This is a genomic window from Mucilaginibacter sp. P1_A3, assembly GCF_056406855.1.
In genome coordinates this window covers 207,868-231,755 of sequence record NZ_JBFTZJ010000006.1, presented here as the reverse complement: position 1 = coordinate 231,755, position 23,888 = coordinate 207,868, and the positions used below count along the sequence as shown (strand labels likewise).

The 23,888-nt window shown below is 42.7% G+C and carries 16 protein-coding genes; 7 read left to right on the top strand and 9 right to left on the bottom strand.

The annotated features are described in order from the left end of the window. Positions 1-12 precede the first annotated feature (12 nt). The 5 genes from AC1D0K_RS14190 (at position 13) to AC1D0K_RS14170 (ending at position 7,003) form a co-directional block, all read left to right on the top strand. On the top strand, positions 13-1,029 hold the full coding sequence (locus AC1D0K_RS14190; RefSeq protein ID WP_477395966.1) for an aldo/keto reductase: 1,017 nt from the start codon (positions 13-15) through the stop codon (positions 1,027-1,029). 16 nt (positions 1,030-1,045) lie between these two features. After that, positions 1,046-1,381 (top strand): L-rhamnose mutarotase, encoded by a 336-nt coding sequence (locus AC1D0K_RS14185; protein ID WP_477395964.1) that lies wholly within the window; start codon positions 1,046-1,048, stop codon positions 1,379-1,381. 271 nt (positions 1,382-1,652) lie between these two features. Next, positions 1,653-3,584 (top strand): glycoside hydrolase family 97 protein, encoded by a 1,932-nt coding sequence (locus AC1D0K_RS14180; protein ID WP_477395962.1) that lies wholly within the window; start codon positions 1,653-1,655, stop codon positions 3,582-3,584. Between the two features lie 70 nt (positions 3,585-3,654). Beyond that, a complete protein-coding gene (locus AC1D0K_RS14175; RefSeq protein ID WP_477395960.1) occupies positions 3,655-5,025 on the top strand; it encodes an alpha-L-fucosidase in 1,371 nt (456 codons plus the stop codon). Positions 5,026-5,383: 358 nt separating this feature from the next. Further along, a complete protein-coding gene (locus tag AC1D0K_RS14170) occupies positions 5,384-7,003 on the top strand; it encodes a glycoside hydrolase family 43 protein (protein WP_477395958.1) in 1,620 nt (539 codons plus the stop codon). 273 nt (positions 7,004-7,276) lie between these two features. Here the strand turns inward: AC1D0K_RS14170 and AC1D0K_RS14165 are convergent, their stop codons facing one another. From AC1D0K_RS14165 to AC1D0K_RS14125, 9 genes are all read right to left on the bottom strand, one after another. Then, positions 7,277-8,419 (bottom strand): VWA domain-containing protein, encoded by a 1,143-nt coding sequence (locus AC1D0K_RS14165; RefSeq protein ID WP_477395954.1) that lies wholly within the window; start codon positions 8,417-8,419, stop codon positions 7,277-7,279. After that, on the bottom strand, positions 8,409-10,670 hold the full coding sequence (locus tag AC1D0K_RS14160) for a DUF5682 family protein (RefSeq protein WP_477395952.1): 2,262 nt from the start codon (positions 10,668-10,670) through the stop codon (positions 8,409-8,411). The genes AC1D0K_RS14165 and AC1D0K_RS14160 overlap by 11 nt, the downstream gene beginning before the upstream one ends. An 18-nt stretch (positions 10,671-10,688) precedes the next feature. After that, positions 10,689-11,765 (bottom strand): ATP-binding protein, encoded by a 1,077-nt coding sequence (locus tag AC1D0K_RS14155; protein ID WP_477395950.1) that lies wholly within the window; start codon positions 11,763-11,765, stop codon positions 10,689-10,691. A 10-nt stretch (positions 11,766-11,775) separates the two neighbouring features. Next, complete coding sequence (locus AC1D0K_RS14150; RefSeq protein ID WP_477441584.1) at positions 11,776-13,254, bottom strand: DUF5691 domain-containing protein; 1,479 nt, start codon at positions 13,252-13,254, stop codon at positions 11,776-11,778. Next, a complete protein-coding gene (locus AC1D0K_RS14145) occupies positions 13,254-14,561 on the bottom strand; it encodes an SWIM zinc finger family protein (RefSeq protein WP_477393515.1) in 1,308 nt (435 codons plus the stop codon). Before AC1D0K_RS14145 ends, AC1D0K_RS14150 begins: the two co-directional genes overlap by 1 nt. Before the next feature lie 130 nt (positions 14,562-14,691). Next, on the bottom strand, positions 14,692-15,813 hold the full coding sequence (locus AC1D0K_RS14140) for an AAA family ATPase (RefSeq protein WP_477393513.1): 1,122 nt from the start codon (positions 15,811-15,813) through the stop codon (positions 14,692-14,694). Next, positions 15,785-16,492: an RNA ligase family protein gene (locus AC1D0K_RS14135; protein ID WP_477393511.1), complete on the bottom strand. Its 708-nt coding sequence runs from the start codon at positions 16,490-16,492 to the stop codon at positions 15,785-15,787. Before AC1D0K_RS14135 ends, AC1D0K_RS14140 begins: the two co-directional genes overlap by 29 nt. Positions 16,493-16,966: 474 nt before the next feature. Beyond that, positions 16,967-18,307: a rhomboid family intramembrane serine protease gene (locus AC1D0K_RS14130; RefSeq protein WP_477393509.1), complete on the bottom strand. Its 1,341-nt coding sequence runs from the start codon at positions 18,305-18,307 to the stop codon at positions 16,967-16,969. 336 nt (positions 18,308-18,643) lie between these two features. After that, the gene (locus tag AC1D0K_RS14125; protein ID WP_477393507.1) at positions 18,644-19,699 is read right to left on the bottom strand and encodes a helix-turn-helix transcriptional regulator; all 1,056 of its coding nucleotides are present in this window, start codon (positions 19,697-19,699) and stop codon (positions 18,644-18,646) included. 94 nt (positions 19,700-19,793) lie between these two features. Between AC1D0K_RS14125 and AC1D0K_RS14120 the strand changes: the two genes are divergently transcribed. Both AC1D0K_RS14120 and AC1D0K_RS14115 read left to right on the top strand, forming a co-directional pair. Then, positions 19,794-21,293, top strand: coding sequence for a 3' terminal RNA ribose 2'-O-methyltransferase Hen1 (locus tag AC1D0K_RS14120; RefSeq protein WP_477393505.1), 1,500 nt, complete (start codon positions 19,794-19,796; stop codon positions 21,291-21,293). 20 nt (positions 21,294-21,313) lie between these two features. Continuing rightward, positions 21,314-23,875 carry a polynucleotide kinase-phosphatase gene (locus AC1D0K_RS14115; RefSeq protein WP_477393503.1) on the top strand — a complete coding sequence of 854 codons (2,562 nt, stop codon included), beginning with the start codon at positions 21,314-21,316 and terminating at the stop codon, positions 23,873-23,875. Positions 23,876-23,888 lie beyond the last annotated feature (13 nt).

Sequence of the window (23,888 nt, the reverse complement as noted above, 5' to 3'; positions counted from 1 at the left end):
ATTCATCCTTGCATGAAAGAAATTAGTTTACCCAAAGTAATTTTTGGAACAAGTGGCTTAGGGAACTTATACGTAGCGCTTTCAGATGAAGCTAAATGTGCTATTGTTGCCGAAAGCGTCCGGTGTTCCCCTAAACCAGCCGTATTTGATTCTGCTGGTAAATACGGTGCCGGGCTCGCGCTTGAATCGCTGGGAAACGCTTTGACACAATTGGATGTAAAGCCCTCAGATGTATTGATCAGCAATAAACTGGGTTGGCTGCGCACCGCATTAAAAACCCCCGAACCTACTTTTGAACCCGGTGTATGGCGCGATCTGAAATATGATGCCGTTCAGCGGATAAGTTATGAAGGAATTTTGGAATGCTATGAACAGGGCAATGAGCTGCTGGGCAATTATCATGCAGAACTGGTGTCGGTACATGACCCCGATGAATATCTGAATGCAGCAAAAGATGAGCAGGAACAAGCACAACGCTACACGGATGTACTGGAAGCTTACCGGGCGCTGAATGAATTGAAACGGGATGGTAAAGTGCAGGGCATCGGTGTAGGTTCGAAGGATTGGCGAATCATAAAAAAAATAGCTAATGACGTGAAACTTGATTGGGTAATGATAGCCAATAGCATGACAATTCATAGCCATCCTCCGGAATTAATAGAATTTATGCGGGAGCTTGAAAAACAAGGTACCCAGATCATCAATTCCGCGGTTTTTAACGGAGGCTTCTTAACCGGGTCAGCTTATTATAATTACCGATTGACTGACCCTATAAAAGACAAACATCTATATAACTGGCGGGAGTTGTTTTATGGCTTATGTACAAATTATAATATAAAACCGGCCGATGCATGTGTGGCTTTTGGACTAAATGGGCCTGGCGTTAAAAGTATTGCCCTAAATACCACCAATCCTGATAGGGTTTCACAAAATATTGCGTTGGCCTCATTAAAAATTCCAGAACAATTTTGGAAAGAGATGATACAATACGGTTTAGTTGACGAATCGTACGCTTCCGCCTATCTGTAAAAAATTAAATATCACTATGAAAAGATACTGTTTGGCCCTTGATTTAAAGGATGATCCGCAATTGATAGCAGAATATGAGAATTGGCATAAGGCTGAAAATAGCTGGCCAGAAATACGCAAAAGCATATTGGATGCGGAAATTTTGGATATGCAGATCTACCGTACGGGCAACCGCTTGTTTATGATCATGGAAACAAGCGATCTGTATGAGGCTAAAAAAAAAGAGCAAATGGATGCGCTCAATCCAAAAGTACAGGAATGGGAACAGTTAATGTGGCTATTTCAACAACCCCTCCCCTGGGCAAAGGATGGGGAAAAATGGGTGATCATGGAACAAATTTTTCAGCTATAAAAACATGCAAGTAAAGTCTGATTGACGCAATTCTGCGACGGCGGCTTTATCTTATTTTGTTTTCGCCAAATAGCTTTATTGGATACAGCGTGTACCAGTAAATTATTATCGAACCTTTTATAAGCCAATGAATAATTTACCTCACTCTATATAGAGCCAAACCGTTATAAAATTTCAGCATCTCCCCCTCCCCGGGCTACAAACGGTGAGAAATGGGTGATAATGGATAAAATATTTCAACTACAGGATTAAACTTTTATAAAAATTTAAGATGAAAAGCATTTTTTTTATTCTGAGCTTTTTTTTAGGGTCAGTTGGTTATGCCCAACAAATTTTATCTCCTAATAAAAAAATTAAGTTGGTTGTGGAAATGCAGCCAGCAGGCCAGAAAGGGTTAGGTCAAGCCTATTTTAAAGTGCTGTATAAAAGCAAGGAGGCTTATATTGAAGTGTTGCCAGCTTCGCCGTTAGGCATTTCAAGGGAGGATCAGCAATTCATATCAAATCTCAAACTCATTGGTGAAAGCAAGCCTGTATTGGTTCATGACAAATACGAAATGCTGACAGGAAAGCGGAAGCTTTGCGAAAACTTTGGTACCGAAAAAACATTTAATTATCAGAATGACTCAAAACAGTCCCTGAATATCACTTTCAGGGTTTATAACGATGGGGTTGCTTTCAGATATACTTTTCCCAATCGCTCAGACTCCAGTTTATCTATTAAAGACGAAGCGACAGCTTATGTTATCCCTGAAGGTACGGCAAGGTGGATGCAGCCATTTGATCAATCTTATGAAAATTTTTATCCGCTTAGTACCACTGGAACTAATGAGAAAAACAGCGGCGAATGGGGATATCCGGCCTTGTATAAGGTTAATAACCAGTCATTATGGGTGCTCATTTCTGAGGCAGGTATAACCAGGCAAAATTGCGCTGCAAAACTTAATAATAAACAAAATACAAACCTGTACAAAGTGAGTTATCCTCTGGCAAAAAAAGACATGCACGGCGGAGCCGTTTCCGGTTTACCGTGGAAATCGCAATGGCATGTTATGATAGTAGGAAAGCTGGCCGACTTGGTAGAAAGTACACTAATTACTGATGTGAGCGAACCTGCCGCCTTTAAAGACACAAAATGGATTGAACCCGGAAGTGCAGCTTGGGTGTATTGGGCATACAATCATGGTTCAAAGGATTATCAAAGGGTGATTGAATACATTGACCTGGCAGTAAAAATGAAATGGCCCTATGTACTTATTGACTGGGAATGGGATACAATGACAAACGGGGGAACTTTAAAAGACGCGTTGAATTATGCCAGGAGCAAAGGCATCAAAACGCTTTTGTGGTATAACTCGGGTACGGAGTGGCTTGGCGCGACACCTGCTGACAGGCTCTTAACACACGAGAAAAGAGAAAAAGAATTTTCATGGCTGAGAGAGATTGGAGTATCAGGGATCAAGGTCGATTTTTTTGCGGGAGACCAACAGGCTATGATGCAATATTATATTGATATTCTGGAAGATGCGGCAAAACACAATCTGCTGGTAAACTTTCACGGAGCTACTGTACCCCGTGGCTGGGCACGTACTTATCCTAATTTGATGAGTACCGAAGCGGTGTATGGTGCAGAATGGTATAATAACAACGGCATTTTAACCGATAAAGCTGCTTCGCATAATACCACTCTTCCATTTACGCGGAATATAGTAGGTTCTATGGACTACACGCCGGTAACTTTTTCCAATTCGCAACATGAACATAAAACTTCTTTTGCTCATGAGTTGGCTTTGGCAGTGGCATTTGAATCCGGATTACAGCATTTTGCAGACAGGCCTTCTGCCTATTATGACTTACCTGAAGCCCCCCGGGAATTTCTAAAGAACTTTCCTACAACCTGGGATGAAACAAAGCTGATAAATGGTTATCCGGGCGAAATGGTTGTTATAGCTCGAAGAAAAGGTAAACTTTGGTATGTTGCCGGGCTTAATGGAAAAGATACAGCGCAAACACTCAATCTTACGTTTAACTTTTTAGGCAACTCAAACTATTCTTTCCAAATATTCAAGGACGGAATAGATGCAAAATCTATTGCAAGCGAAACCAGAAGCATCAAAAAATCAAATACGCTGCAAATCCAATGTCTGCCAAGAGGCGGTTTTGCAGCAGTAATCAGCGAGAAGGGCTCAAACACACTTAAATAAGAAATATCATGAAACGCAGACAACTTTTAAAGCATCTGGCAGCTTCAGTTGCGGCAATGAAACTCAAACTATGTTCAAACAAAAAATAAAAATTACGGCAACCGGGCTTGTATTAGCTCTCATGAGCCATTCTTTTGCCGTAATGAGCCAGCCGATGGGCGACGCAGAAAGAAAATCAATGGAGAAAGGCATGATCTATACTTCATTGAAGGGTGCAGGACAAGGTGTGTCGGGTCCGGGCTCCAATCTTCCGCCCGAGAAGATGCAAGGCTGGGAAGATCAGAAATTGGGGATGTTCATACATTGGGGTTTATATGCAATCCCGGCTTCAGGCGAATGGACCATGCTTAATCAAAAAATACCGCCTGAGGAATATGCAAAACTCGCCGATCAATTTAATCCGAAGCATTTTAGCGCTGCGGAATGGGCCAGGGTAGCGAAAGAAGCCGGAATGAAATATATGGTAATGGTTGCCAGGCACCATGATGGTTTTGCCCTTTGGAACAGCCCCTCAAGTTATAAACATTTTGATAGTTGGGAAACTGCCGCTCATCGCGATTTTGTAAAAGAGTACACCGATGCATGCCGTAAGGCGGGCCTCTCTGTAGGCATTTATTACTCTCCGCTGGATTGGCGCTTCCCCGGTTATTTCGACCCCAAGGGACTTCCTGACAATGCCGCGCTGCTCAAGAAACAGACCTATGGGCAGGTAGAAGAGCTAATGAAAAATTATGGCAAAATAGATATTTTATGGTACGATGGCGGCTGGTTAGCGCATAAAGGCACCGATGCTGATGCTGCTTGGTTTTGGGAGCCGCTAAAACTTAACGCGATGGTGCGTAGCTATAACCCGGATGTGGTCATTAACCCAAGGTCAGGAATGGTTGGAGATTTCCAGACTGATGAAGGCGGAGCGGATGTTAAAGGGCCTATTATTCCTTTCCCCTGGGAAAAATGCCTGAACCTTAATACAACAAGCTGGGGATATAATAGAGCCCAGCAATTGATGCCCTTGAAAACAATTATAGATATGCTCATCAATACTGTTGACCGCGGGGGAAATATGTTATTAAATGTTGGACCAGACCCGGATGGTGTCATTCCTCCTACTCATGTGGAGCGCCTGAAAGAAGTGGGCAAGTGGTTAGCTAAAAATGGCGAAGGTATATATCAAACGCGTCCAGGGCCTTTTCAACCCATCGATGATTATTATGGAGCTACCTACCGAGGTAATAATATATATATCCACCTGCTGAAAATTCCGGCCGGAGCTGCGGTTGTTAAATTACCGCCAACCAGGCAGATTATTACAGCTTGTAAGGTACTAAACGGTAAAAAAGTTAAATTCAATCAAGATATGGCGGGCATCACACTTGATCTGGCTACAGTGCAATTAGATTCGCTGGTAACCACCCTGGTGTTAAAAACAAAAGGCAAATAGCGGCCCCAAATATTGGATCAACAAGCAATCAACAAAAGGAAATAAAGAAATAATAGCCAGGTGCAATTAAAACAAGGGAAATCGCTTTTAAAGATTTTCATACAAAAAGGTAGCTCCTATGGAGCAAAAAAACATAAAGACACTTGTTCTACAAATAGGTAGCCGCTATGCGGCACCAATATTTAATATTATGAAAGAATGCCGCATAGCGGCTACTTGTTTGTAGAAAGAAAAGAATCAGAAAAAATGCCGCATAGCGGCTACCTATTCTGCCCGTTGAAAGATATTACCTTATCCAAAATGTTAACAGCGATTTCCCGGCAATTAAAACGAGGTAATCACCAAAGCATCTTAAATTATGTATAAGCCATTTCTTATTGTAATCATCCTTATCGCTGCTCTTAAATCTGTAAGAGGGCAGGATAATCAAAATCCAAAATGGAACACCTGGGCCACCTGGGGGGATCAGAATGATGGCACTTATCGGAACCCAATATTGCCTGCAGACTACAGCGATCTTGATTGTATCCGTGTAGGCGACGATTATTACGCCATATCTTCTACTTTTCAATATTCTCCGGGAATAATCATCCTTCATTCAAAAGATCTGGTAAACTGGACAATAAAAAGCCACGCAGTGCCTGATATTACACAAATATCTCCTGAAATGAACTGGGATCGAATGAACCGGTATGGTAATGGCATTTGGGCCGGAGCAATACGTTATCATCAGGGTAGATTCTGGATTTATTTCGGAACGCCTGACGAGGGATATTTTATGACAACCGCTAAAAATATAAAGGGACCATGGACTCCGTTACATAAAATCATGGGGGAAGCCGGTTGGGATGACTGCTGTCCTTTCTGGGATGATGACGGCCAGGGGTATTTCATTGGTACAAATTTCAAGGATAATTATAAAATACATCTCTTTAAACTCACTGCTGATGGTAAAGATATCATTAAGGGTACTGATAAGGTTATTTACCAATCAAAGGGAAGTGAGGCTAACAAACTTTATAAGATAAACGGAATCTACTACCATTTATTCAGTGAAGTGAAGGCAGACGGCCGGACTGTAATGATGGAGCGTTCAAAGAATATTTGGGGGCCTTATACAGAAGTAAAGCAGTTGAGCCACGCACAAAGCTGTATAAAATCACCCAACCAGGGCGGTATTGTGCAAACACAGAAGGGCGATTGGTATTTTCTTACCCATCATGGAGACGGAGATTGGTTTGGCAGGATCATGAGTTTGATCCCCGTGAACTGGGTAGATGGCTGGCCAATTTTAGGAAAAGTGGGCGAAGATGGAATTGGTACCATGGTTTGGAATGGCAGGAAGCCTGTTGCTGGAACAAAAATCATTACTCCCCAAACAAGTGATTATTTTTCTGGAGCCCGATTGAGCGAACAATGGGAGTGGAACTACCAGCCGAGGGCTGATAAGTGGTCTTTGAAGGAAAGAAAGGGTTGGCTTAGGCTTTATGCGTTCGGTTCACTTGAAAAAAATGATAACCTTACAATGGTGGGTAATATCCTAACTCAGCGGTCTATGTCTACTAAGGCTAACGAAGTAATTGTTAAACTGGATCTGAGTGGAATGGCCGACGGCCAAAAAGCCGGGTTCACTCATTTCGGGCATCCAGTTTATTCGGCCATAGGCGTACGTTTTGACGGAAAGATAAAAAGATTGGAATACAACTTAAAAGGCCAGATAACAGAGGGAGATCAAATAAATCAGAACGTTCTTTGGCTGCGGTCTGTTTGGGGGCTTGATGGTGTTAGTCAGTATTCATACAGTACCGATGGTACGAATTTCAAAAATTTGGGGCCTGCCTACAAGTTAGTGTGGGAGGCTTATAGAGGTGATCGTTTGGGAATATATTCTTACAATAACAAACAGGAAAAAGGATATGTAGATGTCGACTTTTTTAACTATACATTCTCAGGTCCTGAAAAACAAAGAAATAATTAAAATTCTATATGCAGTCAAATACATTGCCGCTCAAAAATTGACGAGATTTTGAAGGACACCTAAATCACCCGGACCTATTGGCCAACCCAAATAAATTTGACTTTGGCAAGAATAGGAAGATCACGCTGGTGAAACCTAAAAACCAGGTTTCCGTTACAGATTTCCTGGAACTTAAACTTGTTATTTCAGAAAAGGGAACAGCGCTCGAAGGACTTACAACAGAACACTTACTCTACCATGTTTATTTCAATAAATGGCCTAAATAAGCCATCATTAGGTTTTAACGATCAACTCCTCTTTAGCAGCCCACAAACCAATATCCTGTTTAGTTAATGCGGCGGCCATCAATTCCGGAAATTTATCGGGCGTACAGGCAAAAACAGGCACGCCCAAATCGGCCAGAAACTGGGCATTTCGATGATCATATGAGGGCGCTCCATCGTCGTTCAGGGCTAAAAGCACCACAAGCTGCACACCGGCAATAACCAGCTCCACAGCGCGGCGGCGCATTTCGTTCACATTTCCGCCCTCGTACAGGTCGGTGATCAGCACCAGTACGGTATCTAAGGGTTTGGTTACTATTTGCTGGCAATAAGTTAAGGCCGCGTTAATGTCTGTACCGCCACCAAGCTGTACGCCAAACAGGAGTTCAACAGGATCGGTCAGCTCTTCGGTCAAATCGGCAACGGCAGTATCAAACACAACCATTTTTGTTTTTATAGCCGGGATGGATGCCATCACACTGCCAAATATGCCTGAGTAAACCACAGATGAGCCCATTGAGCCGCTTTGATCCAGACAAAGAATCACATCTTTTAATGACGATCGCCTACGACCGTAACCCACCCTACTTTCTGGAATGATTGTTTGATATTCAGGCTGGTAATGCTTCAGATTTTTAAGTATGGTAGCACCCCAGTTAATTTCATTATGGCGTGGCCGGGTGTTTCTGATACTTCTGTTCAAACTGCCGGTAATGGCTTGTCGTGTTGGCTCGGTCAGTTTTTTCATGAGTTCGTCAACTACTTTACGTATTACCTGCCGGGCGGTATCTTTGGTTTTATCGGGGATCACCCGGCTTAAAGTCATTAAAGTGGCTACCAGATGCACATCGGGTTCAATGTTCTCCAGCATTTCCTTTTCAAAAAGCATCTGGGTTAAATTGAGGCGTTTCAATGCATCCTGCTGCATTACCTGTACTACACTTGCCGGGAAAAATGTGCGAATATCGCCCAGCCACCGGCTCACGTTTGGTGATGATGCACCCAAGCCGCCGCTTTTATCACTATCATATAAAGCTTCAAGCGTACGGTCAACCTTCAGGTCGGCTTCATCCAGATCAAACTGTGTCCCTTCCTGTTGGTGACCACCCAGGATCAACCGCCATTTACGAAGGTGCTGTGGTTCAATTTCCATTTAATTCGCTGTTGTTAATGGTTAAGCCCAATAGTTCCATTATTACCGGGAGTCCTTTTTTGGCCCGTTCAGTATCAAAGTTTGCAATAGCTGTGGTGTGTTGTTGCCCGGCAGTCCCTCCTTTACGCACTTTTTCTCCTAACTTTCGCCGTTCCGGATTGGAGAAATTAGCAAAAGTACGGCGCAGTAATGGCAGTACCTGCATAAAGATTTCGTTGTTTAGGCCTGATACCCAGGCATCGATCACCTGCCATAAATCCTGATCGAGCAGTAATAAAGTCCCGCTACCCTTTAAAAAACCTTCCAACCAGGCGGCCGAAATCACAGGAGCAGTGGCGGCCGACATGGCATAGCCAAAGTATTGCATCAACTGATCGGCCGTTAACAGTTTACTATCATTTAGCAAGCGTGTACCATAGCCTCCAATTACAGGCGATGTATTTTTGTTAGCTGCAATTACCTGCAAAGTTTGTTGCCAGCTTGCGGTAGTTTCAGGTTCCTGCAATAAATTAATACCATCATTTAACTTATAAAATAAACCAAGCAATTGTTGCGCGGCATCATCATCAATAGCCACGCAGGCATTAGGCAAGCTAATGCAAATACGGGTTATGATACTGCTAATGATACTTAAGACAACCGTGGCATCCGTTTTACGCACATTGCCATAACGGGCAACGGTAATTAAGCCGGGCACAACTTCCATTAACTCAATCACATCTGCCGATGCTGCCGCTAAATTGTTCAACCGGTGAATTAAAATTTGGATAGCCTGAGGTAATTCAGCCGGGATGCTTTTTTCAAGCAAATCGCTGATCACTTTCAGATCTGTAGCTTCTTTTGCCTGGTTTAATACACTGTTGGCAGCAGCCTCTAAAACCGTATTCCCTAAATTACCGCGTTCGATGATTTCAACAGAGTAACCAGGATCCCATTGCAGACGCCATTGCTCTTTAAAAGTCCCTTTACTTGCAACATATTGCTGCCTGCCCCATTGAATACCCAGCAAGGTAAGCCGGTGCAGAAAAACACTCCGTTCCAGATCCGTATCTTTGCGCAGATCGAGCGTATAGTCTTTAAAATCGGCTGTAGCTGGCAGTCTTAATTTCTTTTGCAGTTTTTCAATATCCAGCTGCAGTGGTGGCTTAGGTATTTCTACGGGTACCTCGCCTATCTGGTGACCGACAATTAGCTCATCATGCACCAGTTTCAGCAGGATAGCTTCTCCATTGCATAATACGCTTAGTGTCGCTTCATTTAATTCCTCCAAACCCACCTTTGGAAGGCCACGCAGGGAAGCAAGCGATTCTGCTAAGCGCACTGCCTCTATAATATGCGCAACCGAAGTGTCCATTTGCTGCTTGCGGAACAATTGGGCAACATGGGCCATCCACAAAGTGCCATCATCGTGCGGATGGTGCCAAACATGGTTATACCATCCCGGCGAATTAATGCCGGCACCGTAACCGCTGTAAAAGCTTAATCGGCTAAACGTCCAGGGGATCCAGGTGCACTCGGTTTTTACTTTAGGCAGGCCTTTGAGTAATTCGTTATCATCTTTTTGTGAGGTCTTATTTTTCAAGGCTGGTACATGCCATGCCCCGCAAATCACCGCGATGGTGTGGAACATTTCCTTTTCGGCTTGCCGGATGCAACGGCGCATGTAGGCTTCCCGCAGTTCCTCCAGTTTTTTATCTTTTTTCGGAAGGTCTTCACGCAAAGCCTGCATGGCTTCGGCTACAGCATCAAATACTTCATCGTTATTTAAGCGATATTCAAAAGTGTGTTCCCACCATTTTTCATCGTCGGCAAAACCGGCCGCGTCTGATAGGTAGCTAATGGGGGATTTATGTAACTGCTCATAAGATTGCGCTTCCAGATTGATATGATCAGGATTAATAGGAGCATCATCTTTTTCACGCTGTTCCTTCTCTATCAGCATTTGGTTGCCTGCAGGCAGATCCATAAAACGCACATGAATGTTTTGCTTACGGGCATAAAGAATAGCCTGCCATTCAGGCGAAAAATCTGCAAAGGGATAAAATACGGACCTTTGCGGATCATCCGGCTGGTAACAAAGCAAAGCCACCGGAGGCCTTAGATCGGCATGCCCTACCCATTGCAGCATAGCATCGGCCTCCGGCGGACCTTCCACCAATACAATATCCGGCTTAACCGATTCCAGAAATGCTTTCACATTCCTGGCCGAACCGGGGCCGTGGTGCCTTATACCTAATATGTTTATAGCCATTTACTGATCTGCTTTTTATTATAAATCGCGGCAGGCACGGTAAATATCACTCCAATCACCGCGTGTTTTCACAACGGTTTCCAGGTATTCCTGCCATACCAGTTTATCCTGCACGGGATCTTTTATTACCGAGCCTATTATGCTTGCTGCCAGGTCTGCCGCCTTCAAAGTTCCATCGCCAAAGTAGGCAGCCATTGATAAGCCACTGTTCACTACCGAAATAGCCTCGGCTGTGCTTAGCGTACCCGTAGGTATTTTCACCTTGGTTTTGCCATCCATTGTAACGCCGCTACGCAGCTCACGAAAAATGGTTACTATCCGGCGTATTTCCTGCAAAGCTGGCGGCTCGGCCGGTAACTCCATCACTTTCTCAAAGCTTTCTACCCGGCGGCGTACAATATCAATCTCCTCCTCTATCGAATCAGGCAGTGGCAATATCACGGTATTAAACCGGCGTTTTAGCGCGCTGGATAATTCATTTACGCCCTTATCGCGGTTATTGGCTGTAGCAATTACATTGAAGCCTTTAATGGCTTGTACTTCCGTATTTAGTTCAGGCACCGGTAACGTTTTTTCAGATAGGATGGTAATCAGCGTATCCTGCACATCTGCACCTATCCTGGTTAACTCTTCCAACCGAACAATCTTGCCATCTTTCATTGCCCGCATTACCGGGGTTTCAACCAATGCCCCCGCCGAAGGACCTTCCGCTATCAAACGGGCGTAATTCCACCCGTAACGTACTGATTCCTCGCTGGTACCTGCCGTTCCCTGGATGATTAGGGTTGAATCACCACTTACCCCAGCTGCCAAATGTTCGCTTACCCAACTTTTGGCTGTACCCGGTAAACCGTATAACAGCAAAGCCCGATCCGTGGTGAGCGTAGCAACAGCTATTTCCATCAGGCGGCGGTTACCGATATATTTGGGTGATACCTCAAACCCGTTTTTGAGTTTACCGCCTATTAGATAAGTAACTACAGATTGTGGCGAAAGCACCCAGTTGGCCGGTCGTTTATCGTTATCCTGTTTTTTAAGTTCTTCCAGTTCGTGTGCAAATAATTGCTCTGCATGTTGACGTAATAGCTGTGACATGTTAAGGTATTTATACGTTAAAGGCTTTAAGGGTTTGTTGCTTTAAGTCTAGTAATTTAATTAAGTGATCTCTGCTTTTTTCCCAGGCATTTTGCTGGCTGGCATCTTTACACTCTATTTTTTCAAGCTGATTGATAATAGCTGTCGGGATGAGTTTAATACGTTTATTAAAGAAAGCGCGGTTATATATATAAGGATTATTAGCCATATAGGGTAATACAGATATGACAAATTCCGCACCCCATTCCTGCTCACAATTAAGTGCTATATTGATGGTATTTTGCGGATCGTTTGCAAAGAACCTTAACATATATTTGTCCCGCTGCTGTGATGGTAGCTTATTGACAAAATCGGCATACAAACCAGCCTGGTTTAGCAAAAAGGGAATCCAGCTATCGGCTTTAAATGTTACTACAGCTTTAATCAATGCGCCCATTTGCGACAAGGCATACTTTTCGAAGTAGCTCACCACCTGCTCAGCTGTGGCATCAAATTGCTTTTCCCAAAATGAAGGCGGAACAGCAGCCATCAATTGGTATATAATAAAACTTTCATCAGAAATGCCACTTTTTTGCCCGGCTAACTTTTCTATCCCCGATCTAAAGATGTTCTCATCAACTGTATCTGGCAATTTTTGCTGAATGGAAACCTTAGTCATCATCCCCAATAAAGCTTTCTCTTTTTTAAGGATGACGGATTCCCTCAATAAATCCTGGTAAATATTTACGATGGCAGAGCCAGGTATCAATTTAAGTAAAGCCAGGGCTTCATCTTTTACCTTTTGCCCTTTTTCATTCAACAAACTTTCCAGCCATTCCAAATCGGCAACACAGGCATTAATACGAAGCGCTTTCAACAAATCAACTTTACTTGCAGCATTTTCCTGCACCCAGGTTTGCTGTAGCCATTCCCTTGCTTGCTCCGGATTAATTTGCCTTAACTTTTTAAGTACATTGACCCGTTCTTCGGGCTTGCCGGTTTGCCAGATTTCTTCATTCGTAAGGATTGTAAAATAATCCCATGCAGGGTTTAACGTACTTAACCACCATCCACGGTTACCACTGCATGCATTAACCAGGGGTTGTAACGATTTATCCTTTAAGGCTATATCCATAACGGCCGGTAAAACATCAGGCCAAAACAGTTGTTGCTTCGTATTACACAGAACCATCCATAATTCCAGCAACGCAGTGTTATCCTCGTTAAGGATATCACTTAAAACATTCGCAGCCTCTTCAGAACAGTAGGATTTTATTTCTTCGGGCGCTACGGTTACCGGCAGCTCCTTTTGCTCAGGTGTAAATCCACATTGACGATAGTTGTAAATTACAGCGGCCTTTTGCAAAAACTTCGCTTCTTTATCTGAAGATTCCGCAGCATCGATCATAACTGCTATTTCGGCTACCTCATCGGGCAAGTCGGCGCTGCCAGGCATCGGTTTATCCGTGCCCAGCATAGCGGTATTAATCACATATTCCCAGGCTTTCATCAAATAGCTTTATATTTATTTTTATGCCAAACACCCAATGGGCGGTATTCGTTTTCTTTGCCGATAACGCTCATCATCAATGGCTGTCCCCCGCTTAAAGACATTAGCTGCCATATATTTTTAAAATCAGAAGCAATACGGCACAAAAAACCATCCTGGTCCTGCAGCCACCATTGTTTTTGGTATTGTACCGGTTTTAAGGCTGCTACCACAAATGGCAGCTCATTTTTGAAAGGCAGCTTACTGTTAAGCACGGTTTCGTACTCAACTACCTGATTCCACCCCGTAAAACTTTGTATATTTTGCGTTGCGTTAGCCCCGGCGATAGTATAATTTTTAATGATAGCCCTATATGGTATGGCAGATGGAAAATAATTCAGTTCTGCATCCAGGCACATACCCGCGCTCAAAGACAATTGCCCAACCTGCCCGCGGGCAATAAATTGCAAAACAAGCGCATATTGATTACTTTTTATGCCGTATAACCAGTTTTCATCAACAGTGATCTGTTGTTCCTCGCGGCTTTCTTTTCCTATCACCAACCAGGTGTCGGTAATGCCGTTCTGCTTTTTAAGTTCCTCCTGGTTAACCGTAAAACCAATGGCCGAGCGTATATCCTGTTGTAATAAGGGATTAATGGCAGGTAAATGCTGATAGCTTTCAGCCACAAGGTATAACTGCAATAGCTTATCCATAAAACTGCTTTGCCAGCCTTCATTCCAGAAATTTGTGGCGCCAAGGTTTTTAACCATAGCGGCTAACCCCGATGCCTGGGCATCAATCATACGGCGGGCCATATTATCCCAATAAACTCCACCTTTTTCGGGGACGGTTAAAATGCCGTTACGAATAATATCTTTTATCCACATCAGCAGCTCGCTAATACCGCCGCTCACTTTTTGCTCGCGTGATTGCTGGCGTTTAGCCTGCGCCGCTTCATCAACTGATTTTTCCGCTTTTTCGGTTTTCTTTTCTTCTTTTTCAGATCGCTTGCTGATCCAGTCGCCTACCCATGCAGGCATATCCGAATTAGCAAATAAACCAGGCTGTCGGGCACATAATAATAACAAACCAAGCCCGTGTTTACACGGAAATTTACGGCTTGGGCATGAGCATTTGAAAGCGATAGCGGTAAGATCGACCTGAGTTTGGTATGGCTTGCTTCCGCTTCCCTGGCATTCGCCCCAAAGCGCTTGTTCGTTTATTCCTTTGGTAACCCATTTGGCGGGTGCAGCCAAATCGCGCCCGGCTTTTTTTGAAGCTTCATCAGGCGCAAGGGCGTATATCTGGTCTTCTGTTAGCTGCAAAGTAATTTACTTTATTGTGAAATAAGGTTTGTGTTGTTTTGCCTTAAAAATAGGATAAAAATTAAAAATGTACAGTCAGAATTATTTATTTAAAACCACCTCATAAAATTCAAGAGGTGGTCTGTTTTGTTTAACCAACGTGATAAGTTACCTCATGCGCTTCCCACAGTGCGGGCACCTCCAGTTTATATGTCAGCTTATCTAAAACCGCGACGGGAACAACAGCATCGCGGTTTTTATTTTGACCGTGTAAATGCTGATAAGGTACCTCGACATAGGCGATAACCACCTTTGCCTTATAGGTGTCGAATAGTTCGATCAGCTGCATCCGCATTTGGCTGGTGGTATTGGTAGCATTCCAGACAAAGGATTTCTGTTTGCGCAGGTAAACGCGTGCCCGTTCTTTTGCTTCCTGTATCACCTGGCCATTACCCCTTTTATCTGTTGGGGATATACCGCGTTCCATACGTATATGATCTAAAGAGATCACAGGCCACCCCAAGTAACGCTTCTTAATAAATGTGTCCTTACCTGCACCTGGTAAACCACTCATTAAAATCACCTCAAACGCAGGTTCTTCAAAAGGAATATAGTCCAGGTAGGCATCATTATGTTGCATATAATACATTTGTGCCTGGCCCGAGTTAAACTTACGGGCTTTTCCCCAGCAATCATTTTCCTGACAAAATGCTTCAAAGCAGTCGATACGATAGAGCATCTCCTCCTGATCGTCACAAATACGACCTAACATATCGGCACGAGCCAGCAAAGCCAGCCATTGGGTATTTACTTCCATACTGGCTTTCGCCAACGTTTTTAACGGGTCTGGCTTTTCAAACAACCATATCGGTAAACCATGATGACGCACCAAGCCCACAATCTGTTCGCGGATCATGTAAGGCGCAGGTTCATTTACATAAAGCAATTGCCTTGCAAATTGCGCGCCTTTACGGGCATGCCCTTTAGAGGTAATGCTGCCATCGGCCTCAAAAACCGTAGTGTTGTATTTTTCAACATCGTGCAATAAAGCGGCAGCCCATAGCATTTCCTGTTCCTGTTTAGATAAACCTTGAAAAACTGGTTCATTTTCCAAGGCAACCAGTACCATTTGCGTATGGGTAGCCACGTTGCCCTCAGCATGATAGCGCGGGTCTTGCTCAACGTTGTCCATGCGTTTTATCCAGTCAAATTTTCCTTCAAGATATGTCCAATCTTTATTTTCACTAAACGTCCACACGTCTACCTCCTTCATTTATCAATGGTGCACGTTTCCAGTTGCGGGTCCAGTGTTCATCGGTTTTAACGTGCCCCTTTCGTACATATTTAAATACATTTTGCGCAAAAGCGTCCACGGCGTAACTATCGGCATTACGACTAACAATACCTTCCATGGTAGTTGCTTTCTGATCATACACATCATAAGAATCAAACGCGCCTGGCCCCTTTACCAGTGTCAGTATTTCCGTTTCAAACTGTTGTCGCTCATCTGGCATACCTTCCGCTTTAACTACCGGAACCGTAGGCAGATCAAGCATATTGGCGTAGAACTGAGTTTCCTCCCAGCTAAGCCACCGGTCGTGCTCACGAATACCGAACACATAAAAATGGTGCTCCAGTTTGCGATATTCAATGGAATGTATCGCATACAGGTTCTCTCCGAAAATCTCCAGATCGCCCAGATCATATTTCACCAATTGCCAGAAACGCCGGAGGCTTTCCGTCCACAATGAGGTAGTTGGTGCCGCATGCGAACGGGCAAAAATGCCAGATTTGGAAAGGCAATTATTTTCGCCATCCAATTTTTCGGTATGTATTAAGTTTGGGATACGCTGTAAGTGGTCCCAGTAGTCGTGCGCTATACGATCATCGCTGGTTGTGCCCGGCGAAAACGGATAATGATAGGTACGACCATATTTTTGTGATATAGCCATGTTTTCAAGATTAAAATAAGAAAATAAAAATCGCTTCCTTCCCTGGGATGGGAAAGATCATAAATGATTTATGCGCGGGCGATTACATGGCTCAAGACTTATAGCGTTTTTGTTGACGCAAATGTAAGAAACTAATTTATAATCTATTAATGAAAATAATTACGCTATCGTAAACCCAAAGCAATCGCAATGGGACAATTACTAGTTTAATTTAAAACAGTTCGATCTCAATTTATATTAATCTGGCTAAAAAACGAAAAAGATCAATCTATTCAGATCGTTCAAAATGAAAGTCATTGCCGATAAAATAGCAATTACCAATGATCAAAGGTTTCAAATCTGAATTTTGGCTGGCTTACCAGTAAAACAGGGAAGCCAGCAAAAAAGCCCCTTTTGATAAACGACCATTAACGGTAAATAGCAGATAGGTTACAGGTAATTTTTGTTTCAGGCGCATAGATGGTTTATTCAGTTCTACTTTTCTAATATATTTTCCTTGTTCTCGATAACTTTTATCCTTTTCTTATAGACCCTCTTGGGTTTAGGTTTGTCGATAAAAAAATACATTATATAACCCATAATAAATCCTGTTAACAAACCGCCAATATGAGCAGCATTGTCAATACCTCCGGTAAACCCGATTATTAAATTAATCCCTATAAATATTGCGTTATTTATTAACAACCCCTTTTTGGAATTTGCGTCGGCTTTGTTGGTTGTTAATAAAGCGGTTAGCACACCGTATAACCCAAAGATCGCCCCAGATGCACCAACGCTTAAGGTTGCCGGATGCCACCATATACTGGCAAGACTTGCTAACAACCCACATAAAATATATGCAATTATAAATTTCGCTCTCCCTAAAATAGGTTCAAGGAAAATAGATACGAAAAGTAGTCCATACATATTAAATATCAAGTGCATTAATCCTCCATGCAAAAAGATATTAGTTAACAGTCGCCACCACTGCCCGTTAACCACTGCCGGCCGGTAATTAGCACCCCAGGCATATAAGTCTTGTCCGTCAAATGAGATAAAACCTAATCCTGCAAAACCCATAATGATAAAAACCAAAATGTTTAATGCAATAATGATTATTGAAACGGACGATTTACTGGTAATTTTTATTGATGAGGCAAATTTATTGAACGACTCCCGCTGACGCTCAAGGCTGTATTCTGGAAGCTTTTTTAATTGCGCATTGTTAAACTTAGGAAAAATCAACATGAGCAACCAAACTCCTGCGCCAATCCCGAATGATTTAAATATCCATCCAAATTTATCTCCGTTTCTTGTTTCGAACGGCTCATTTTTGGCTTCCAGAATTAAGGGCTCTGCACCATTATATTGAGGAATTGATTTAATTGCGGCGTAATAACCCTTATGGCGATCATTGTTGCCAATATGGTCTAAGTAAATAAACTGATCGAGGTTTTGTTCTTTGAGTTTATTATAAGTTTCTATTCCTAATTCTTTAAATGCCTGTTCTTTTTCAACGTCACTGCTGCGATTACTAATGCCCTTTGTGTATTCGGTCCCCAGCCATGCCGCGGGCATAATAAAACTACTATTATTACCAGTATCTATTTGCGGGGCCTTGTCTAAAATAGGGCAGGCAACATACAGATGAAAAGTTAAATATTCGTTATTTCTGCCACTTACCTCTGTTCTACGATGTACCGTTGCGTGTTGTTTATCTATATAATGGTTTGCAATTGTGTAATATCTTGTGATAGGCTTTTTACTTATTTCGCTAATATTTTCAACCGTTGTTAGTTTACCTGTGGCTGTTAGTAAATATTCCTGTAACACCATTGTTGGCACCGAAATAGCCAGGCAAGCCGCAAAAAAATAGAGAAATGGCAAATTACCCTTCTTATCTTTTAATACCAGTAATTTAATCCTTGGCCTTAGCCAGATATAAACAGGTATCACAGGCAGGCAAAATGGCAGCCAAAAATTAATTAAATCCTCGTTTAAGGCCAATAAAGAAAATTGGTATACAATCAGCCAAATCAAAAACGAATACGATATAATAAAGCCGATGGCCACCAGCAGAAATTGCAGATAGATTAACTTTATCTTGATTAAAAAATAGGCCATTAATAATTGTGATATCGATTTAAATATATCAAAATGATTTTTAACAAGTTAATTTTTCTCAGTTTCTATAGCACTTTCAGTTTCTATAGCCCTTAAGTTATAGAGATCAAGTGTTTTTTGCAATTGCGATTTCATTTGTTTGACTAATATCCTTGGTCGAAGCACTTTCATCTTTGAACCAAACCCTAATAATTCCCGCTCCAGTTCGAAGTTAAGGATCACTTTTATACTGAAAACTTTACCATCGTTTTCTTCACCCAACAGTTTTTGCGTATGATGCAGCGGCTTGGTTATCACATAGGGCGCGTTGGCATTATTAATCCAGAACACCACTTCACAATCGCGCTGCCCTGGGGATTTGGTAACGCCTATTACGTCATTATAGTAAGTAGCAAGATCGATTATTCTGTTCTCCCTATATTTTTCATCCTGTTCTTCTACAGATTGTATCCTGTCGAGGGCCAGATTCAAAAATTGTCCCCTGTTTTTATGCTGTACTCCCAAAACAAACCAGCGGTTGCGGTATTCTTTTAATAAATAGGCGCTAAAGCAAAATGTACTGGCTTCGCGAGCTTTGAATGATTGATACGTTAGGCAAAGCGTTTTTTTAGCAACAATCGCTTTACGGATACCTTCAATATATTCTAGTCCTTTCAGGTTATCATTTTTTTCAAAGTCGATAACCGGCGGACTATGAGTTTTTTGCGAATAGATCTTATCCTCCAGCTTACTCACCATTTCGTTCAGATCGGTAAAATGGTTGAAGCCTTTAAATTGTTTCAGTAAACTGGATACTTCACTTAAAACCTGCATATCCTGTTGGCTGATCGGGCTGTTGGTTATACTATAATTTTTGTCAGCGTAGGTATAATATTTCCGGTCAACCACAACAATAGGTGCCTCGTAGCCCAACTTATTACTGCGCATCATTTCAATATCGGCTTGTACAGACCTCCGGCTTACACCCTTATCAATACCTTCAAATTCATATAAGGCATCAGAACAGGCTTCGATTAAATCATCTAACGTCCATTTTTTATAACGGTTTTGAAGGCAATTGTCAATAGTGCGGTAGCGGATAAGGGCATTGCGGTTAACAGGCATAGGCGAATATATTTTATAAATATGGCAATTATTTTTTTACTGCGCAAAAAGACTGCGCACTTGCCATTCACCTTTGTAGTGTTGAAAGCGTGCATTGCTGGATAAAGATGGCAATGCACGCCACATTGAGGAGAATAACTATATTAACCGTACAATCTATTACCTGATGTTACTAACTATAACCACCACACATTTCCCGGCAGATGACCTGAGCTATTTATTGCACAAACATCCGGGTAAAATACAGTCTGTTGATCTCTCGGCAGGAAAAGCACATATTTTTTATCCGGAAGTAAGTGATCAGAAATGTACAGCTGCCTTATTGCTGGATATTGACCCGGTGGGATTGGTAAGAAATGCGGGGCCTAAAGGCAACGACTTTGCGTTAGAGCAATATGTAAACGACAGGCCATATGTGTCCAGTTCATTTATGAGCGCAGCTATTGCCAAAGCTTATTCATCCGCCCTTAATGGCAGATGTAAGGACAAACCGGAACTGGTAGATGTAGCTATGCCTTTTACAGTTAAGCTGTCGGTGTTGCCGGTAAAGGGCGGCGAAGGTATATTGCGATCCTTGTTTGAGCCACTGGGCTACCTGGTAAATACCATACAACATCCGCTTAATCCCGCTTTTCCTGAATGGGGCTACAGCCGATATTTTACAGTGGAGTTAAGTAACAAGCTTACCTTACAGCAACTGCTTTCGCACTTGTATGTGCTGATACCTGTGTGCGATAATGACAAGCACTATTGGGTAAACGAGGAAGAAGTTGAAAAATTATTGGCCAAAGGCAAGGATTGGCTGGAAGCACATCCGGCTAAAGAAATGATCGTTCGCAGGTATCTGAAAAATCAGCGGTCGCTGGCTAATCAGGCTTTGGGTGTATTGTTAAGCAAGGATGAAATTGAAGAAGCTTTGGAAAACGAGATAATTGTAGAAGCAGCGACCGATATTGAAGAGCCGCAATTACGCATACACGAATTGCGCTTACAAGCAGCTAAAGACGAGTTATTGTTGGCCGGCGCTAAACGGGTAGCAGATTTGGGTTGCGGCGAGGGCAAACTCATCAAACTTTTACTGACCGAGAAGCAATTTGAATTTGTTTTGGGAATGGATGTGAGTTATCGGTCATTGGAGATCGCTAAAGAAAGGTTGAAGCTGGAACGCATGTCTGAAAAGCAATTGCAAAGAATACAATTAATTCAAGGGTCATTAACATACAGGGACAAACGGTTGAAAGGCTTTGATGGTGCAGCATTGGTAGAAGTAATAGAACATTTGGATGAGCCGCGGTTAGCGGCACTGGAAAGATCAGTATTTGAATATGCTAAACCTGGAACAGTAATCATTACCACCCCTAATGCCGAATACAACGTACATTTTGCAGATTACCAGGAAGGCAAAATGCGACATAATGACCACCGCTTTGAATGGACAAGAAAAGAATTTGAAAGCTGGAGTACCAATCTGGCTGTAAAATATAACTACAATGTGATCTTTAAACCTATTGGAGAGGTTGATGCTGAAGTTGGGGCATTAAGCCAGATGGCGGTATTTAGCCGTCGTGACGAGATAGCGGAACAAATGGTGTAATCACAATTAAAAAGAAAAGAATGTTAACAAATAAAACTATACAAATACCTGAATTATCGTTGGTTGTACTCATAGGTGCTACCGGGTCAGGAAAATCTTCATTTGCCCGGAAACACTTCAAGGGAACGGAGATCGTATCCTCTGATATCTGCCGTGGCATGGTAAGTGATGACGAAAACAACCAGGCGGCTTCTGCCGATGCTTTTGCATTGGCCAGGTATATTACCGGTTTGCGCTTAAAGAACGGACTAGTAACCGTAATTGATGCTACCAATGTGCAGGAAGAAGCGCGTAAAGACTGGATAAAACTGGCTAAGGAATACCATTGCCTGCCAGTCGCCATCATATTGAATATGCCCGAAAAGGTTTGTGCGCAACGAAATGCATTGCGACCCGACCGAAACTTCGGTGCGCATGTAATACCGCAGCATATCTCGCAATTAAAACGAAGCTTTAAAAAGTTGAAATATGAAGGTTTTCGCCATATTATCGAATTACGCACGCCTGAAGAAGTTGAGGCAATAACCGGTATTGTACGCGATCCTTTATACAACAATAAAAAGGGAGAAACAGGCCCATTAGATATCATAGGAGACATACACGGCTGCTACGATGAATTAACACAACTTTTAGCAGATTTAAGATACATCAACAATGGTGAAACGTGGGTTCATCCCGAAGGCCGGAAAGCTGTATTTGCCGGTGACCTGGTTGACCGCGGGCCTAAAACACCCGAGGTATTAAAGTTGGTAATGAGCATGACTGCTGCCGGCAACGCTTATTGTGTGCCCGGTAATCATGATATTAAATTGATGCGCTGGTTGAGCGGTAAAAACGTGCAGGCCAAACATGGCCTGCAGGAATCTATTGATCAGTTAAGCCCGGAAACACAGGAATTTAGGGATCAGGTTAAAAAGTTTTTGGATAGCTTGATCAGCCATTATGTATTCGATAATGGCAAATTAGTTGTTGCCCATGCTGGTTTAAAAGAAAGTATGCAGGGGCGCGGTTCAGGTGCTGTACGCGAATTTTGCTTATACGGGGAAACCACAGGTGAGATAGATGAATTTGGTTTACCGGTTAGGCTTAACTGGGCTGCAGAATATAAAGGCAGGGCTATGGTTGTTTATGGACACACGCCTGTGCCTGAAGCACAATGGCTCAATAATACTATTGACATTGACACTGGTTGTGTATTTGGCGGATCATTAACCGCTTTGCGTTATCCTGAACGGGAATTGGTAGCTGTAAAAGCTGCTCAGGTTTACTGCGAGCCAGTAAGGCCCCTGGATCATGGTAAGGCCAATGTGCCAAACTTAACCATGCAACAGGAAAACGACAATGTGTTGGATATAGCCGAATTTACAGGAAAGCAGATTGTAGAAACACGCCTGGGGAATAACATCACTATAAGGGAAGAAAACGCTATAGCTGCGCTAGAGGTAATGAGCAGGTTTGCTATCAATCCAAAATGGCTTATCTATTTACCACCTACCATGAGTCCATCCAAAACCAGCATACTGGATGACTACCTGGAATTTCCGACTGAAGCTTTTGATTATTACAAAGCAGCCGGGATCAGTAAAGTAGTATGTCAGGAAAAGCATATGGGTTCAAGGGCAGTGGTTATCGTCGGTAAAAATGAAGAAGCGATCAGCAAAGCATTCGGAATTACGGGAGAAGGCATTGGTACAATTTATACCCGTACAGGTCGCGCATTCTTCAATGACAAAGTAACCGAGCAGGCCTTATTAACACGATTGAATGAGGCGTTGATTACTTCAGGATTTTATGATGCTTTTAATACCGATTGGGTTTGTTTGGATACCGAATTAATGCCTTGGAGCGCTAAAGCGCAGGCTTTACTCCAAACACAATATGCGGCGGTTGGCGCTGCTGCAACGCATGCTTTAGGCGATGTGATGGATGCACTAAAACAATTGACTCAAAGGGATGCAGCCGGTGAAGAATTGTTAGCGGAATACAGTGAAAGGCAAAAGGAAGCTAAGCAATTCACTACGGCCTATCAGCAGTATTGCTGGCCGGTAAACAGCCTGGACGATTACAAGCTGGCACCGTTCCATATCCTAGCATCCGAAGGAAAACTTTGGACAAGCGAGAACCACGAATGGCACATGGAGCAGATAAAAAAAATCTGCGCGGGCGATCCTGCTATATTGTTAGCTACCCCTTACAAAATAGTGGAACTAAATAACGAAGCCAGCATCAATGAAGCTACAGAATGGTGGTTAGCCTTAACCGACAAGGGCGGAGAAGGCATGGTAGTGAAACCTTATAACTTTATTGAAAAAGACGGTAAAGGACTAATACAACCGGCTATCAAGATCAGGGGAAAAGAATATTTACGGATCATCTATGGCCCTGAATATACTGCCCCGGAAAATATCGTCCGCTTAAAGTCACGTGGTTTAAATGCAAAAAGAGGATTAGCTATGCGCGAGTTTGCATTGGGAATAGAAGGTTTACAACGTTTCACCGATAAAGAACCGTTAAGGCGCGTGCATCAATGTGTATTTGGTGTGCTGGCTATGGAAAGTGAGCCGGTGGATCCAAGATTATAAAATGAAATAATAA